The organism is Pseudomonas poae RE*1-1-14, assembly GCF_000336465.1.
GTDB classification, from domain to species: Bacteria; Pseudomonadota; Gammaproteobacteria; order Pseudomonadales; family Pseudomonadaceae; genus Aquipseudomonas; species Aquipseudomonas poae.
Map to the genome: position 1 here is coordinate 1,903,664 of NC_020209.1, position 17,026 is coordinate 1,920,689.

The window sequence follows — 17,026 nt, forward strand, 5'->3', positions numbered from 1 at the left end:
TTCCCTGTTCCTGAGGCGTAGTCCTGAGTGCCGGCTCAGTGCAATCCAGTTCCACCGGCTAAGCGTCGAGCCCGTACGCTTGCGTCAAATAAGCGCACAAACATAGCCTCGGCACCCGGTATTCGGGCAAACTCCCGGTTTTTCCGTATTTGGCCAAGGCATGCCCATGACTCCTGCGTCATCCGTCGATGAAAAGAGCTTCCGTAACCTGTTGAGCCGAAATGTCGCACTGCCCCTGAGCGTCGGCGTACTCAGCGCGGTGTTTTTCGTCTGCCTGATCACCTATCTGTTGTCGGTGATCCAATGGGTTGAACACACCGATCGGGTGATCAACAACCTCAACGAGTCGTCGAAACTCACGGTGGACCTGGAAACCGGCCTGCGTGGTTTTCTGATCACCGGCGACGAGCATTTTCTCGACCCCTACGAAGTGGCAAAGCCGCGCATCATTGGCGACCTGCGTAACTTGCAGGAACTGGTAGCGGATAACTCGCAGCAGGTGGACCGCCTCAAACGCCTGGAAGCGATGCAGGGCGAGTGGAACAAGTACGCCCAGTCGATGATCGACCTGCAGCGCAACAGCGGTGACTACCGCTCGGCGGTCAAGGCCGGTCGGGGCAAGGGCCTCACCGATGCGATCCGCCAGGAATACGCGGATGCCGTAGCAATGGAGCAGCAGTTCCGAATCGCGCGCAACAAGGACGTCACCCGTACCACCATTGTCAGCGTTGCGCTGTACCTGGCGTTCGTATTGGGGCTGAGCGGTTTTCTTGCCTATATCGGCCGCAGGAATTTGGTAGCGTTATCAGAGAGCTACAGCGCAAACCTCGCGTCGCAACAGAAGATTGCGCGGCGTCTTGAGCAACAGGCCTGGCTGCGCAACGGCCAGACCGAACTGGCCGAGCAGGTCCTCGGCCAACTGACCCTGAACATGCTGGGCCGCAATATCCTGCAGTTCTTCGCTCAATACATGGGCTCTGCCGTGGCCGCGTTGTACGTGCGTCAGGAGCACGGAGGGCTCAAGCGTGTGGCCACTTATGGTTTCTCACGCGAGCAGGAACAGCAGGAACAATCGATCTACAGCGACGAAGGCATCGTTGGGCAGGCCGCCCAGCTTGATCGCCTGATTCGCCTGGATGATGTGCCGGTGGATTACTTCAAGGTCAGCTCCGGGCTGGGTGAGGGTTCGACGCGCAGCGTACTGGTGGTGCCGACCAGCGACGAGGACCGTGTCAACGGTGTGATCGAACTGGGTTTCCTGCGCCCCCTGGATGAACGCGACGTCGAGCTGCTGGAACTGATCGCCGGCAATATCGGCACCTCCATCGAAGCTGCGCGCTACCGTCAGCGCCTGCAGGAAGTGCTCGCCGAGACCCAGCAGCTCAACGAAGAGCTGCAAGTGCAGCAGGAAGAACTCAAGACCGCCAACGAGGAGCTCGAAGAACAGTCACGCATCCTCAAGGAATCCCAGGCCCATCTGGAAACCCAGCAGGCGGAGCTGGAGCAGACCAACGAGCAGTTGGCCGAGCAGACCCAGACCCTGTCCGAGCAGCGCGACGCCATGGACCGCAAGAACATCGAACTCAACCAGGCCCAGCTTGAACTCGAAGACCGCGCCGACGAGTTGCAGCGTTCGAGCAAATACAAGTCCGAATTCCTCGCCAACATGTCCCACGAACTGCGTACGCCGCTCAACAGCTCGCTGATCCTGGCCAAGTTGCTGGCCGAGAACCCTCAGGAAAACCTCAGTGCCGAACAGGTCAAGTTCGCCGAGTCGATCTATTCGGCGGGCAACGACCTGCTGAACCTGATCAACGACATCCTCGACATCTCCAAGGTCGAAGCCGGCAAGCTGGAAGTGCGTCCGGAAACGTCCAGCGTGGCGCGTCTGGTCGAGGGTTTGCGCGGGATGTTCGAGCCGCTGGCCGCCGACCGCAAGCTGGGTTTTCAGGTGGATGTACAGCCCGGTGCGCCGGCCATGCTGTTTACCGACCGCCAGCGCCTGGAGCAGATCCTCAAGAACCTGCTGTCCAACGCGGTCAAGTTTACCGAGCAGGGTGAGGTCAGCCTGTCGGTGTCCCGTGCGCAGGATGCGGGCATTGCCTTTACCGTGCGCGATTCGGGCATCGGCATTGCGCCGGACCAGCAGGAAAGCATCTTCGAAGCCTTCCGCCAGGCCGACGGCACCACCAACCGCCGTTACGGCGGCACCGGCCTGGGCCTGTCGATTTCCCGCGACCTGGCCGCGTTGCTTGGCGGCTATATCAGCGTGACCAGCGAACCGGGCAAGGGCAGCGTGTTCACCCTGGTATTGCCTGAGCACTACGTGGAGCGCGAAGCCGATGCGCCGCTGGCAGAGCAGGCGCGCGAGCCGCTGGTCGCCGCGCCTGCGCCGGTCAGGGTGTCGCCGCTGCCGGTGGCCGATACCAGCCAGATCCCGCGCTTTGCCGACGACCGCGACAAGGCGCCGTTCACCACCCGCTGCATCCTCGTAGTGGAAGACGAGCCCAATTTTGCGCGGATCCTCTTCGATCTGGCCCATGAACTGGGCTACCACTGCCTTGTGGCCCATGGCGCGGACGAAGGCTACAGTCTGGCGGCAGAACTCATTCCAGACGCGATCCTGCTCGACATGCGCCTGCCGGACCATTCCGGGCTCACCGTGCTGCAGCGCCTCAAGCAGAACGCCGGCACCCGCCACATCCCGGTGCACGTGATTTCCGTGGAAGACCGCGTCGAAGCGGCGATGCACATGGGCGCCATCGGCTATGCGGTCAAACCCACCACCCGTGAAGAGCTCAAGGATGTGTTCGCGCGTCTGGAGGCCAAGCTGACGCAGAAGGTCAAGCGCGTGCTGCTGGTGGAAGACGACGACCTGCAACGCGACAGCATTGCCCGACTGATCGGCGACGACGACATCGAGATCACTGCCGTGGGCTTTGCCCAGCAAGCCTTGGACCTGCTGCGCGATCATATCTATGACTGCATGATCATCGACCTCAAACTGCCGGACATGCTCGGCAACGAGCTGCTCAAGCGCATGGCCACCGAAGATATCTGTTCGTTCCCGCCGGTGATCGTCTACACCGGGCGCAACCTGACCCGCGATGAAGAAGCCGAACTGCGCAAGTATTCGCGCTCGATCATCATCAAGGGTGCGCGTTCGCCGGAGCGTCTGCTGGACGAGGTCACACTCTTTCTGCACAAAGTCGAATCGCAGCTGTCCCATGAGCGCCAGACCATGCTCAAGACCGCGCGCAGCCGCGACAAGGTGTTCGAAGGCCGCAAGATCCTGCTGGTGGACGATGATGTACGCAATATCTTTGCCCTCACCAGTGCGCTGGAACATAAGGGCGCTGTGGTGGTGATCGGCCGAAACGGCCGCGAAGCCATCGAACGGCTCAATGAAGTCGAGGACATCGACCTGGTGCTGATGGACGTGATGATGCCGGAGATGGACGGTTACGAGGCCACCGCGTTGATCCGCCAGGACCCGCGCTGGAAGAAGTTGCCGATCATTGCGGTCACCGCCAAGGCCATGAAAGACGATCAGGAGCGCTGCCTCGCTGCAGGCTCCAATGACTACCTGGCCAAACCGATTGACCTGGACCGTCTGTTCTCGTTGATTCGCGTCTGGCTGCCGAAGATGGAACGCATTTAAGTGGAGCGCAGTTTCTTGGACAAAAGCAGCGACATCGAGCTGCGCCTGTTGATTGAGGCGATTTACCTCAAGTACAGCTACGACTTTCGCGATTACTCGGGCGCGTCGGTCAAGCGCCGTGTGGCCCATGCGTTGCGCCAGTTCGATTGCGCGACCATCTCGGCGCTGCAGGAGCGGGTGCTGCACGATCCGTCGGCGTTCATGCAACTGCTGCAATTTCTGACGATCCCGGTGAGCGAGATGTTTCGCGACCCGTCGCACTTTCTCGCGATTCGCCAGGAAGTGGTGCCGCTGCTCAAGACCTACCCGTCGATCAAGATCTGGATCGCCGGCTGCAGCACGGGGGAGGAGGTGTACTCCATGGCGATCCTGCTGCGCGAGGAAGGCTTGCTGGAACGCACGATCATCTACGCCACTGATATCAATCCAGCGTCGCTGGACAAGGCCAAGCAGGGCATCTTCTCCCTGGAAAACGTGCGGGCCTACACCGCCAACTATCAACAGGCCGGAGGCCAGCGCTCATTTGCCGATTACTACACGGCAGCCTACGATTACGCGATCTTCGACAAGACGCTGCGCGAGAATGTGACCTTTGCCGATCACAGTTTGGCGACCGATAGTGTATTCTCCGAAACTCAATTAATTTCGTGTCGTAACGTATTGATTTATTTCAATAAAAAATTGCAGGATCGTGCATTCGGTCTGTTCCATGAGTCGCTGTGTCATCGCGGCTTTCTGGTGCTGGGCAGCAAGGAAACCCTGGATTTTTCCGCCTACAGCAAACAGTTCGAGCCATTGGTCAAACAGGAACGGATCTACCGCAAATCATGAACGACGCCGCAGCCAACCCGATTCGCGGGATTGAAGCCATCGTCGTCGGCGCGTCCGCCGGCGGTGTCGAGGCGTTGCTGAGCATATTTGGCGAGTTGCCCACCGACTTCGGCCTGCCGATCGTTGCTGTGCTGCACCTGCCGGACGAGCGCCGCAGCCAGTTGGCCGACGTGTTCGCGCGGCGCCTGCGCATCCCGGTAAAAGAAGCGCGGGACAAAGAGCTGATCGAGGCCGGCACCCTGTATTTCGCCGGGCCCGGTTACCACCTCTCGGTGGAGCAGGACCGCAGCCTGTCCCTGAGCCAGGAAGACCGCGTGCATCATTCACGGCCAGCCATCGATTATCTGTTTTCATCGGCTGCCGATGCGTACGGCGCCGGCCTGCTGGCGATCCTGCTCACCGGCGCCAATCAGGACGGCGCGCGCGGGCTGGCACATGTCAAGCAATCGGGCGGCACCACGGTCGTGCAGGACCCCACGGAAGCTCGCATCGCCGTGATGCCGCTGGCGGCCCTGGCCCTGCACACACCTGATCATATTCTGACACTGGGCCGGATCGGCTCATTGCTGGCTTCCCTGGAATCTTCCCCATGTTAAGTACCGTCCAGGCCAAACTGCTGATCGTCGACGATCTGCCGGAAAACCTGCTGGCCCTCGAAGCGCTGATCAAGCGCGAGGATCGCCAGGTCTACAAGGCATTGAGCGCCGACGAGGCCTTGTCACTGTTGCTCGAACACGAGTTCGCCATGGCGATCCTCGATGTGCAGATGCCGGGCATGAACGGCTTCGAGCTGGCCGAATTGATGCGCGGCACCGAAAAAACCAAGAACATCCCGATTGTGTTCGTCAGTGCCGCCGGTCGCGAGCTGAACTATGCGTTCAAGGGCTACGAAAGCGGCGCCGTCGACTTCCTGCACAAACCGCTCGACATCCATGCGGTCAAGAGCAAGGTCAATGTGTTCGTCGACCTGTACCGCCAGAGCAAAGCCATGAAGCTGCAGGTCGAAGCCCTGGAGCGCAGCCGTCGCGAGCAGGAACTGCTGCTGACGCGCCTGCAGGCCACCCAGGCCGAGCTTGAGCAGGCGGTGCGCATGCGCGATGACTTCATGTCGATCGTTGCCCATGAAGTGCGTACCCCCCTTAACGGCCTGATCCTGGAAACCCAGCTGCGCAAGATGCACCTGGCCCGGGACAACGCTGCGGCGTTTACTCTGGACAAGATGCACGCGATGGTCGACCGCGACGAGCGGCAGATCCGCAGCCTGATCCGATTGATCGAAGACATGCTCGATGTGTCGCGTATTCGCACCGGCAAACTGTCGATTCGCCCGGCGCCTTTTGACCTGGCGCAGTTGGTGAGCAGCCTGGTGAACAATTTTGCGCCGCAGGTGACTGCCGCCGAGTCGTCCATGCAACTGGTGGTCGACGGGCCGGTGGAGGGGCATTGGGACGAGTTTCGCATTGAGCAGGTGGTCACCAACCTGCTGACCAACGCGTTGCGCTACGGCGCCAAGAGCCCGGTGCACGTGCGGGTGTATGCCGAACATGGCGAGGCGCGCGTGGAAGTGCGCGACCACGGCATTGGTATCAGTGAAGAGAACCAGAAGCGCATTTTCCAGCAGTTCGAGCGCGTGTCTGCCAGCCATGCGGCCGCCGGGCTGGGCCTTGGATTATTCATTTCCGAGCAGATCGTCGCGGCCCATGGCGGCACCATCGAGGTCGAGAGCCGGATAGGCGAGGGCGCCTTGTTTCGGGTGTGCCTGCCCCTTGCGCAAGCGCAATGAAATCAATCGTCAGCCCAACGCAACCTCTGCCAGACCCCATGGTCGTAATTGCAGCAATTGACCGGACATAGGCTTCCCATGAGTGAAGATGCACAAGACGTCGTACTGATCGTCGAGGACGACGAATCCATTATGTTTGTGCTGGGTGAATACCTGGCAGGCCTGGGGTATCGGGTATTGAAGGCCGTCAACGGAAAAGAGGCGTTTGAGATTCTGGCCACCAAGCCGCACCTGGACCTGATGGTCACCGACTACCGTCTGCCCGGTGGCATCTCCGGGGTGCAGATTGCCGAGCCCGCACTGAAGGTGCGGCCAGAATTGAAGGTTATCTTCATCAGCGGTTACCCACAGGAAATCCTCGACTGCGACAGCCCGATCACGCGCAATGCACCGATCCTGGCCAAGCCGTTCGATCTGGATACGCTGCAGGAGCATATCCAGCGGTTGTTGGCGTAATCGTTGATGGGGCAGCAACTCAGATGAATCCGTCCATCTGAGTTGACCGTGTGGTCCCGTATACACCGCAAGCGATATCAAGCGTCACTCATAGTTAAATTTTTGTGTATTGCGCCGGTACATCCCCCTTGACGTAAAACACTTCCAGTTCCTGATTTTTGATTTGATCAGCAGCCTGCAATAGCGTGGCCTTGGTAACTTTCCCTTGCTGCACCAGTCTTTCACCATCTTTCAAAATTATATCGGGCACTGTCCGAAAAGCTGCGGGGTCTTTGGTTGTATCGACAGTGAATACAGGCACTGGGTTATCCGGTGTTGAGTATTGCTTGGAGAAACTATTGGCCTTTGCCTTGCTTGCGCTGAACGACATGACTTCGCCGCCGCTGCCCCCATGCCTGGCTGTGTGTTTGATAATGGCAGCGAGATAGTCATCACCTGCGGTGCTTGTTCCCGCCGCACGCCTCAAGCCCGTTGCAGGAGAGTCTCCAGCCGCGGTATGGGCTCGGTAAATTTGCGCAGGAACCTCAAAGTCTGCGTTCTTGATATCTTCGACTGTTTTAACTCGCGGCCTGGCTCCTGGGAGGGCATTGCGTTGGTTCAGCAGGTTTTCCATAAAGGTATCTGCACTGCTCGACGTCGGAAGGTCAACGTTGAAGAGTTTATTAAAACTAACTTTGTCCGTGCTGCTGAGTGCTATCCATCCATCATCGTGATCAAATATTTTGAATTCCAGGCTCTTGCCGGTAGTGGCGTAAGTTCTGTACTGGCCGGGTAGAGTCTTGTCATTGAATAGTTTTGTCAGCCCTTTCTGCATTGCCTCTGAGGTTGGGAAGAAGGCGACGCCCGCATTGGGATCATAGAAATAATATTTTTTGTTGGAATCATCGATTAATACGCCTGCTGCCATCGCATGTCCAGGCGAATCGATCATTATGGATCTGGTTACAGCCGATCTGGAAAGCTCTCCGACCATCTCCTGATAGGTGACCTGTCGGCCAACTTTCTGCGCATAAAAGGAAGCATTATTTTCCGTTGAGTTTTGAAGGCGGCTGAGTGTACGCATGAACTCTCTAGCCTCATTCGTATCCGCACGAGCAGCGGCTTTGAACATGTTATTAATCAGCGTTTTCTCTTTGCCTTGCTCGACGGCAGTGGCAAACGTGCGTGCCAGAGCCGCACACTGGCCGTCAGAAATCTGAGCCGTTGAGCTAAGATAAGCGGCTTGCGGCATAGGGAATACCGTTCCGAATTCAGGATCGATATTGTCAATAAACTTGGTCGCCGTTTTACTACCGTGTTTGAATGCCAAGTTGTCATATTGCCTTGCAAGCGCTCCCATGGCTGCAGCGTTGATGTCTTTTCTTTGTGCCTGCTCCATTACCTGCATTGCAGTCAGGTTTTTCAGCTTGTCTGTTATGATTTTCGGCGGATTCTTCATATAATAGCTCGCTTCAAAATCCGATTTTTCCGAGCCAAATTTGAAGCGTTTGACCGTTTTCTCCCAATGGGTTTTGGTGGCTTTTTGCTTGGCTGTTGGTATGCGTGGACCGATTTCCCAGTCTCCAAAGGCAGGGAAGGTGCGCCCCATGGAAGGCACAAAGTCATCGAGACCTGTACCAAATGCTCGTCGTACGACATGATTGTATCCGCGCCAGCTATCACCAACGAGTGCGGCAGGCCCTTTTAACAAAACACCGCCCTCCTTAAAGGTACCTATGGCAGAGGCGTCATAACGTTTGGCTGCTGCCGCGACATCATAGAAGTTGACTCCACGCATCTTTCGAACTTGATTAAGGCCCGCTTTGCCCACTTTTATTATTCCTTTCCCTAGGCCGGTTATCGCGCTGGCAATACCATCCAGTGGATTGAGCAGGCTGATGGCCGCGAGCCCCACAACCTGCAAAATCTTCAAGGTCTTCAAACCTGTCCCTACGCACTTAGCTAACATGGAGACTCCGCAGCTTGCGATCGCTGCAACATCCAGGATTAAGCTTCCGATACCGGCTCCGATATTTCCTTGAGAAAAATTTTCGATAGCTGAATAAAGTGGAATTAAATCAAGTAAAATATTTCGAATTACTATGTATGATGGAACTTCGGTCTCGAATGTAGTAGCACCTTTAGCATGAGCTTCAAGTCTCTTGTCTATCCCTGTGAATATATTATCCGTTACAAAATTAGCAATCGCATCGGTACGTGGTGAATCATAAGAGTCATGCGCTGGATGGTCGGGTAATCCGGCCATATCGCCTATCTTTATGATATGTCTTAGATCGGTTGATAGTTTGCGGTAGCTGGTTACTTCCACAGTGTCAGTGTCGGCTCCCGGTTTTACTTGTTTGCCTTGGATATGGCCTACTACAAAATTATTCTCAAGGTCTTTGCGCCGCTCAACAAACCCTTTCTGCGGATTGATTTCAAAAAACCTGACTTCCGAGTCGATTGTGCATTTTGCGACCGTTGGTTTGTTGTCGTCGGGCTGACGACGGAGCAAGAAGTTACGCCCCTCTATGCCTTCGTAAATAAGTTCTTCGCGAAAGAATTCGATTTTTCCGCGATCAAAAAATCTAAAGTCGTCAGCAGAAAGGTGTGATAACAAATGCTTCGTGGTTGTTTTTGTACTGGCCTTCAGGTTGTCAATATGGGTTTTTATCTCTTCCGAAAACTGTGCGACAGTGTCGGGAAAGCCAGTGGATTTGGCAAATATATCTTTATATTTAATTTTATAATTTGTTATGTACCAATGGTTTTTTTTGAGGCCGCCATTGGGGCGTTTAAAGGTACCCAGAGGAGGAGGCTCAAAAAGCCTGTTGGAGGCATGTAAGTCTAATAATGAGTATGGCCCAGGGAAATCTTTGTTGTAAAATGCGGCCCCTATACACTTTTCATTGATGAACGCGTAAAAGGCCGCCTTCTCCCCATGCTCCTTTCGATACGATTCGATAGTGGCGCCACGAATTCCCAGTTTACTTATGAGCGAGTTTAAGTAGGGGTGGTTGGCCTTGTCGTTGAACCCGAGTGCGTCATAAAGATTTTTTGCGCCTATGTCTGCACGTTTGGGGAGTGGTGCGCTGTTGAACTCGGTGGCTTGAAGATATTCTATGGTTCGTTTATTAAATTTAGTCAGTACCAACTGCTGTTGAGCCTGGGTGTAATCATCTCCAGGGTTAAGGGGAGTGATGCTGTTTGCTACGCCCCAGTCCATGAGTGCTGCTAACTTCGCAGTTTGCTCGACCTGTTGTTGCACAGAGATCAGAGATAGCATGTCGCTCCGATGCAGGACTTCCAGGTAGCTCATGGTGGAGGTCGCACCTGGCGACTGTGCTTCTACTTGTGCCACAGCAACGCTTAAAGCCATCCACTCATGTGAGCCATACCTTACTTTGTCAGGGATGTTTTTGACTAAAAACTCCGGGAAGCGCTTTGACAGCAGCAGGTGGGCTGCGATGGGGGCTAACTCACGAGTGACTCGTGAGTGACCAGTACCACTGGTTGCACCCAATAGATGGTCCGCCAATCGCTTTACGACGGCCGATGCAGTCAAGCCGCGATTGCCAGGTTGAGCGATCTCAAAGCCTCCCACAGCGGTTCTTGAACGTCTGAGTCCTGGCTCAAATGCTTCGTGAATCGATGCCAGCACGTAATCGCTTGCACTAGTGTCGGTAGCGATTCCTCCAACGGTATCTTGCAGACTTTTACCCAGTGCCTGTGCATTGGGTGACTGAAGTATTTGTTCGATAACTCTTCGCGGATTACGCAGTTCATGTGTTTCCCAACGCCGATGGTTGCTCAGATAACCCAACAGACCAGAGGCGCCCGGAAGACTCACGCGGCTCAAGTTGATGATGTGCAACCTCCGCGGATTCGCCATTGGTACCGGCCAGCTCAAGGCGCCGCCAAAGTCCCCGTATCTCGGTGAGCTTGGCTCAGAAATTTTCAGTGCTGACAATAATGCATTTAATTCATCAGCGGAGCTGGGTAATACCCAGCCTTGAATATTTATGTATTTCTCGAGGCTTATGGTCTCCTTTCCGGTATCCGAGGGGGCCTGCCCAGGCGCTGGCATTGCATTGATATCAATGTTGGTATTTTCCAAAAACTCACTCAATTGGCGGGAACCGTCTTTCGGAAAAGTCTCCAGCAGCTGAATGATTTTTTGTTTTTCATTGAGTTCCGCGAGCACGCTCTGGTTCAAGCGAAGCTCTGATTCAGAGCGTACAGAATCGTGGCTGAAATCGCTGAAAGACGTATCATCTTCCAGTTCGGCGGCGCTCGCTCGCACCCTCTCTTTAAGCGTGTTGGCCGGATTATTTACCGGAACGGATTTCCCGTAGAACCTGGCTACTTCTGTTGTGTATGCCCCTGAGGGATTATAGGTGGTGTCAAAGGTAGGTGAGAAGGCTTCAGCAACTTTCATGAGCAGTTCAAAGGAGGAAAAATCAGCACGCGGAAAATGCACGGGCTTCCCTGACACCCTGGCGACAATGCAAAGATCTTTCGGTGAGATCGTGATGTCATGTAATAAGCTGACTTTGTTTTTTGCTGCCCACTGAGTGAAGTCTTGACTGCTTAATATGCTGTGAATTAATGATCGCCATTTACCAAATGTCGAGTTTTCAGAGATGTCAGAAATGAGCTTGTTCGGGGGATGCAGGGTAGACTTGCCATCTGCAAAATCGAGCAATATCTGACGATAGACGTTAGCCAGTTGCTTGTCTGCCTTGTTTGTAAGCGTCGTTACACTATCCATGATCAAGGGTTGCTTAACGCTCGCACTCAAGTCAGCAGGCAAGAAAGCGCCTGCGTCACTATTCCCTGTTCCGACCTTTGAAGTTTCATTGACACGGAATGCAGGTCGAACGGTTGTTAGATTAGGCATGTAGGCTCACATTCGATATAAGTCATTAACTTTGTCGTACGACATGTTAGGTTTTGTTAGCGCGGAGACTTACTCAGTGGTGAGCGACGACGGAAAATTCCACGTTTTTATGGTTTAGTTGTTGCAGTAAGTTTCGTCGTGGACAGTTAGCTTACTGCAATAACCTGTTGCACACTTCACTATTTAATAATTAACCCCGAATCATCTCCCGCACCTTCGCCGTCAACAGATCAAACGTAAACGGCTTGGTGATCAACTGCATCCCCGGATCAAGAAATCCGCCACGCACCGCCGCATGCTCGGCATACCCGGTGATGAACAGCACCTTCAACCCCAGGTCGGATCTGCCGGCCAATCTCCGCCAATTGGCGGCCATTCATGCCCGGCAGGCCGACGTCACTGATCATCAGGTCAATGCGTTGCTCGGACTCGATGATCGGCACCGCTGTGACAGCGTCCACCCCCTCGACGAATCCATAGTCCAACTCCTTGGGCACTGCGCTGACCAACACGCGTACGGCGGGTCGTCCTCCACAATCAGCACCGTTTGCCCTGGCCGATAGGCTTGGTCGTGAAGAAAGTCGGCCTATCACGCTGTCGGGAATGCCACAGCCGGTATCGCTGACGCTTAATTCAACGTAATCGCCGGGCTGTAAGGTGCCGTAGGTGGCGGTAAACACGCTGTCCAGATGGCGGTTGCAGGTTTCCACCGTCAGGCGTCCGCCACCCGGCATGGCATCACGGGCGTTGAGCACCAGATTGAGCAGGGCGCCTTCCAGTTGATTGGGATCGGCTTCGGCGGTCCAGAGCGGGCCAACGAGGCGCATGTCGAGGTCGATGCTTTCGTTGATGCTGCGTTGCAGCAGTTCGCCCATGGAGTTCACCAGTTGGTTGATTTCCACAGGTTTGGGGTCCAGCGACTGGCGAGGGGAGAAGACGAGCAAGCGGTGAGTCAAAGCGGCGGCGCGGTTGGCCGAGGTGACGCCCAGGTCGATCAGGCCAGTGACCGGATGAAACGGCCGCTCCAGCAAGGTCACGTTGCCCAACAGGCTGCTCAGGTGCGATGAGCCATTTTGCTCGGTGCCGCCGTGGTGGGTCAGCAATACGATCGGCAGGTCCGACCAGGCGGGTTGTTGATGCAGCTATTCAAGCAACGGCCCCAGGTCGACGCCGTGCTCGAGCGCCTCGCACAGGGCGCTCAGGTGGGGGCGACGATGCCGCCGTAGCCGGCTTCGTTGAGCATCATTAATGCCAGTGAATTGTCGCGGCCCACGGGGGCCGGAATTGAAGGTTATCTTCATCAGCGGTTACCCGCAGGAAATCCTCGACTGCGACAGCCCGATCACGCGCAATGCACCGATCCTGGCCAAGCCGTTCGATCTGGATACGCTGCAGGAGCATATCCAGCGGCTGTTGGCCTGAAGGCAGGTCACAACTTGTAGTGTGTTTAGCGTCGTTCCTTCGCTTCAAAAGGAACCTTCTGATAATGCGGGCAAATAAATGGAATGACCGATGAGCTTGACTCATTGCGATTAACATCCCTGTCTTGTCAGAAGGTCGCCCTTGTCTATGTCCAGTATTTCCTCCAATCGCCACTTTTCGAGTCATCTCAACACCTCTGGGACAACCTCGTACCCCGTGCCCATTACGCAGCCTGCAGCTGCGACAGGTGGGACCGGCGACGTGACGGGCGACAGGCGCTTATTGGCGCTTTACACCGATGCCATTCGACGAGCAACGCAGACGAACGCGGGCACGGAAACCATCGAGGGTATTGAACCGGACTCATGGTTTGGCACCTGGTGGCAACAATTTTCCAACGCTACCCATAGCCCCGTCTTTTTGGAATGGGCAAAGTCGAAAAATATCGATGCCTCTGAACCCATTAAATTCAACGCCTACAGTGACACGCTCACGGCAACGATTAACGGTAAGCCCACCGTATTAGCGGGGGACCAGCAGGGCCCAGGATGGCGAGAGGCCACGGGCGTTGCCATGGCTGCGGCGAAGGCTTTGGGCCATGGCGATATTGATGCGCCAACCAACCCGCAGTCGGCTCCGCTGATTCGGGTTGCACGTTTTTATGGCGAGGTTCTACTCCCTGACAGGAAAGAAGAAACCTTAGAGCGAGCGACGCAGCTCGATCACAATCAGGGTTTTGAGGTGTTGGGGCCCAATACGTACGTTAATGTAGAGGCTCAATCGCCTGAAGCGCTTGAACAGCAAAAAGCGGAACTGGGTGATAGCGTCAATAAATTCAGCCTGCTGCAAGCGTTGAAACACCGGCTAGAGTCGGCCGTGAATTACGGCGCCAGAAGCCCTAGCAATCTGGACATCCTTCGTATACCCATCTACCCCGACTCGACTATGGCGCAGGAAACCCAGCAGACCGACGCCACCCTTTTGCAGGTTCTGAGTGCAAATGGCTTGCAGGTGCCTGAAACCTTCCGAGAACTGGACAATCTTGTCCGCGCCTTGGCTACCCCAAGTTTAACCTCGCCACACGACGGGAATTTTGGTGGCGCCTTGACATGGCCGCAGCCGCTATCTGTAGAGGATCAGGCTGAGTTGTTCCGCATCATCGCTGACAACCAGCCGCCATTGCCCGGTCTTAAGGCCGATACTCGTCTGGGGAGTACTGATCTACTTGGCAATTTGATGATAAACGTACCGTCAGCGCTCCTTAACCGAGGCGTTCCTCTGGACATCATGAAGTGGGTTCTCGACTCCGGTGGCGCAATACAATTGGGACAAGCGCTAAAACAGCGCATGGGAAAAGTGGCTGAGCACTCCACTCCCCGAGAAATACTGCTGACTGCGCTGGGTGTGACGTTGGACTTAAAGAGTCTGGAGGCTCCAAAAGAGCACCATGTAGCTGGGTTCAATCTGGCCGCGCCCGAATACTATGGGCAGCCTATATCGGTGATCAAACAGCGACTGATTGAACATTTGGTTCGTACTAATACCACTACGCCGCAGGCTGCTCCAGTTGCGGCCATGCTTCTACTTGCGCGTGTGGCGCCGGAGCTCCTTGTCAAAGACACCCCGCCTGACATGGCCTATGGTTCTTTCAGCTGGTTCACCCTAAAGACCGCAATAGGCCGGATTGAAGCGACCAGCCCAGGCGCCAGTGCGCTGATGAGCTTTGCTGAAATTATCGCTTTCGATTCCGTTGACCCTGTTACGGATAAGGCGCGGGATATTCAAGTGCGCGCCGCTCTGCCCGGGATCATTGAGTGGGGCAGAGGTCAGGGCCTTCTGCCGCTGCAAGGGCCATACACGCCTGAGCAATTAAGCGATACCCAGCAGGCATTCAGTCAACGACAGGAGGAGATTTCGGGTGCGGTTGACGCGTTTACCGCCGACGCCCCTACACAACGTGCTGCCGCATTAGCCGAACTCGAGGCCCATTTCGGCAAGTACATTCCCTTCGAGGAGAAAAGCATTCACAAGCGAGTCTATAGACTCGACGAAACCAGGAAGGTCCACGAGAACCCTGAAGGCAATTATTCGCTGTTGGACATTTATCTATCCAAAAAGGAGGGAAGTCACGTCTGGCTGTCCTCCAATTCCGCCATAACCGAGGAAATGATCGATAAACTCAAGTCGTTGCCAAATCCAATAAAGAAACATGAGGCCGCATTCGATAAGTACGCCGACAACCTGTCAGCAGCCTGGGGAAGCGTAACTAAAGGCTTGATAGCCAACCTGCCTATGGAAGACCGTAAAAACATCGAATTTGGCAAGCTGACGGTCTACCAAAGAGGTCAGTTAGTGCGCTCGGTAGTAAATACGCGCAATGGCAGCCACACCAGCGAGAGATTTTCCTCACTAAACGATGATCGGTCTCTTATTATCAAAACCGAACGCAACGGTTTGGCAACCTATTATGAGTGTGACCCCCGGCTCAATATAATGCGCAAACGGGAAGAGTGGACGGCCCTCAAGGAAGGACCTCAAGGCCCTGAGGTTGAAACGAGCAGGGGCGCAGCCGGTGTCAGTACGAAATATTTTACCGCACCGGCAATCCGCCGACTCGAACTCGATGACAGTGACGTTGGCCATGAACAGGAAGGCGATAAAAATAACGGCGTGCCCAAGTCGTCTTCCAGCAGGCGGAGTGAATATTTGGGTAAACTGCTTTCGGAAAATATAATTGGGCTGCATCGTCTGGGGGATGTAAAAGATTCCACTTTGGCGGTAACTACCTTCGACCAAGAAGATGAAAGTAACGCGTTTACACGCAACCTTATTCTGGGTGTGATACCCGGAGCATCAGCGATATATAATTTGGCGAATGGTAACTATAAAGATGCCGCCGCAGACATTATTTTTGACGTCGTCATGTGTTTCACTACTGCAGGGCTTGGAAAAGCGGGCGGCGCTGTTAAAGGCGGCCGTGGCGGGTCAAAAAAATTCAAGAAAGTCAGTGTGGCCTCCAAACAGCTAAAACGCGTGGATGACCTGGTTCGTCAGGGTGTAGTGAGAGGGCAACAACTTACCCACACCCAGCTTAAGCAGCTCGAAAATCTTACACATTCCGTCGATGACGTCGACTTGTTAAAAGCTACTAACCGATCTGATGTTGCGGTGGGTACCCATACACCTAGCGGCAGTGTGCGTCCAGTGAGCGTGCACGCAAAGTTTGATGAGGCGACCGGGGAATGGCTACCTTATGATGTTGGCAAGAACAAGGTATATGGCAGACCGCTTGAAAACTTTACACCTGAGACAGCCAGGTATTTTGATGACGCCTTGGGCGTCGAAGAAGAGTTCGGCGTCGTGTTGCGCCGAAAGAAGCCAAATCACTTGGAACAAAGCTTGGCGAAAAATAATGCTATAAATTTGGGAGGAAGTACTAAGGATTTCAAGCTGATTGGTAACGGTATTTTTACTTACGTTGACACCTATAAAGGGGTAGATAGGCTAAATGTATGTGCGCATGGCATGCTTCCAGATTTCAGAGAGCTCCTTACCGATGCACCCATATCTATGTACTATAACGGTGCGACTCACACGCCTGCCGAGCTTTTGGAAACGCTTAAAAAGTCGTCCATCAATCCTCAGGATTTCAATAACGTACGTTTGTTAATGTGTAACTCAGCCAACGGCTCGGCCAACTCGTTTGGCAGTCAGTTCGGAAAGTTGATACAACGTGATGTCAAGGCGTTTCAGGGTCCTGTTCGAGTGCATGCTACACCTGAAAAAGCTGCTGGAATAAAAGCAGATATAAATATTCGCTATCCGGGGCTTCCTGAGTCAGACATCAATCAAAAAATCTATGAGCAAGTTAAGTTTGGTTTGTCAACGAGTCCCATTAAATTTAAAGTCGACCTATTGAACCCGCCACGGAAAAACGAAATTCCCTTCTACTATCGGCCCGTAAAATTCAAAGTCAAATAAAACTCAAACAACA

The 17,026-nt window shown here is 54.6% G+C and carries 7 protein-coding genes and 2 pseudogenes; 7 read left to right on the top strand and 2 right to left on the bottom strand.

The genetic code is table 11. From position 1 onward, the window contains the following. The first annotated feature begins 166 nt into the window (after nucleotides 1-166). From H045_RS08525 to H045_RS08545, 5 genes are all read left to right on the top strand, one after another. Nucleotides 167-3,661 carry a response regulator gene (locus H045_RS08525; RefSeq protein WP_015372058.1) on the top strand — a complete coding sequence of 1,165 codons (3,495 nt, stop codon included), beginning with the start codon at nucleotides 167-169 and terminating at the stop codon, nucleotides 3,659-3,661. Next, the gene (locus H045_RS08530) at nucleotides 3,662-4,492 is read left to right on the top strand and encodes a CheR family methyltransferase (RefSeq protein ID WP_015372059.1); all 831 of its coding nucleotides are present in this window, start codon (nucleotides 3,662-3,664) and stop codon (nucleotides 4,490-4,492) included. Beyond that, the gene (locus H045_RS08535; protein ID WP_015372060.1) at nucleotides 4,489-5,088 is read left to right on the top strand and encodes a chemotaxis protein CheB; all 600 of its coding nucleotides are present in this window, start codon (nucleotides 4,489-4,491) and stop codon (nucleotides 5,086-5,088) included. Before H045_RS08530 ends, H045_RS08535 begins: the two co-directional genes overlap by 4 nt. After that, nucleotides 5,082-6,275 (top strand): hybrid sensor histidine kinase/response regulator, encoded by a 1,194-nt coding sequence (locus tag H045_RS08540; protein ID WP_015372061.1) that lies wholly within the window; start codon nucleotides 5,082-5,084, stop codon nucleotides 6,273-6,275. Before H045_RS08535 ends, H045_RS08540 begins: the two co-directional genes overlap by 7 nt. A gap of 78 nt (nucleotides 6,276-6,353) precedes the next feature. Then, nucleotides 6,354-6,731, top strand: a complete 378-nt coding sequence (locus H045_RS08545) for a response regulator (RefSeq protein ID WP_015372062.1) — start codon at nucleotides 6,354-6,356, stop codon at nucleotides 6,729-6,731. Between the two features lie 94 nt (nucleotides 6,732-6,825). Here the strand turns inward: H045_RS08545 and H045_RS08550 are convergent, their stop codons facing one another. Together H045_RS08550 and H045_RS08555 are read right to left on the bottom strand one after the other, a co-directional pair. Further along, the gene (locus H045_RS08550; RefSeq protein ID WP_157225358.1) at nucleotides 6,826-11,610 is read right to left on the bottom strand and encodes a hypothetical protein; all 4,785 of its coding nucleotides are present in this window, start codon (nucleotides 11,608-11,610) and stop codon (nucleotides 6,826-6,828) included. A 190-nt stretch (nucleotides 11,611-11,800) separates the two neighbouring features. Continuing rightward, nucleotides 11,801-12,856, bottom strand: a pseudogene (locus tag H045_RS08555) (response regulator). Between the two features lie 32 nt (nucleotides 12,857-12,888). Here H045_RS08555 and H045_RS24930 point away from each other — a divergent pair. Further along, nucleotides 12,889-13,032 (top strand): annotated as a pseudogene (locus H045_RS24930) (response regulator); the annotation flags it as partial. 147 nt (nucleotides 13,033-13,179) lie between these two features. Beyond that, nucleotides 13,180-17,013, top strand: coding sequence for a hypothetical protein (locus H045_RS08565; protein WP_141687633.1), 3,834 nt, complete (start codon nucleotides 13,180-13,182; stop codon nucleotides 17,011-17,013). Nucleotides 17,014-17,026: the final 13 nt, after the last annotated feature.

Excerpts from the sequence above, each read along its gene's own strand:
- H045_RS08525 (WP_015372058.1), top strand. The coding sequence starts at position 167 with ATGACTCCTGCGTCATCCGTCGATGAAAAGAGCTTCCGTAACCTGTTG.
- H045_RS08535 (WP_015372060.1), top strand. The coding sequence starts at position 4,489 with ATGAACGACGCCGCAGCCAACCCGATTCGCGGGATTGAAGCCATCGTC.
- H045_RS08540 (WP_015372061.1), top strand. The coding sequence starts at position 5,082 with ATGTTAAGTACCGTCCAGGCCAAACTGCTGATCGTCGACGATCTGCCG.
- H045_RS08545 (WP_015372062.1), top strand. The coding sequence starts at position 6,354 with ATGAGTGAAGATGCACAAGACGTCGTACTGATCGTCGAGGACGACGAA.
- H045_RS08550 (WP_157225358.1), bottom strand. The coding sequence starts at position 11,610 with ATGCCTAATCTAACAACCGTTCGACCTGCATTCCGTGTCAATGAAACT.
- H045_RS08565 (WP_141687633.1), top strand. The coding sequence starts at position 13,180 with ATGTCCAGTATTTCCTCCAATCGCCACTTTTCGAGTCATCTCAACACC.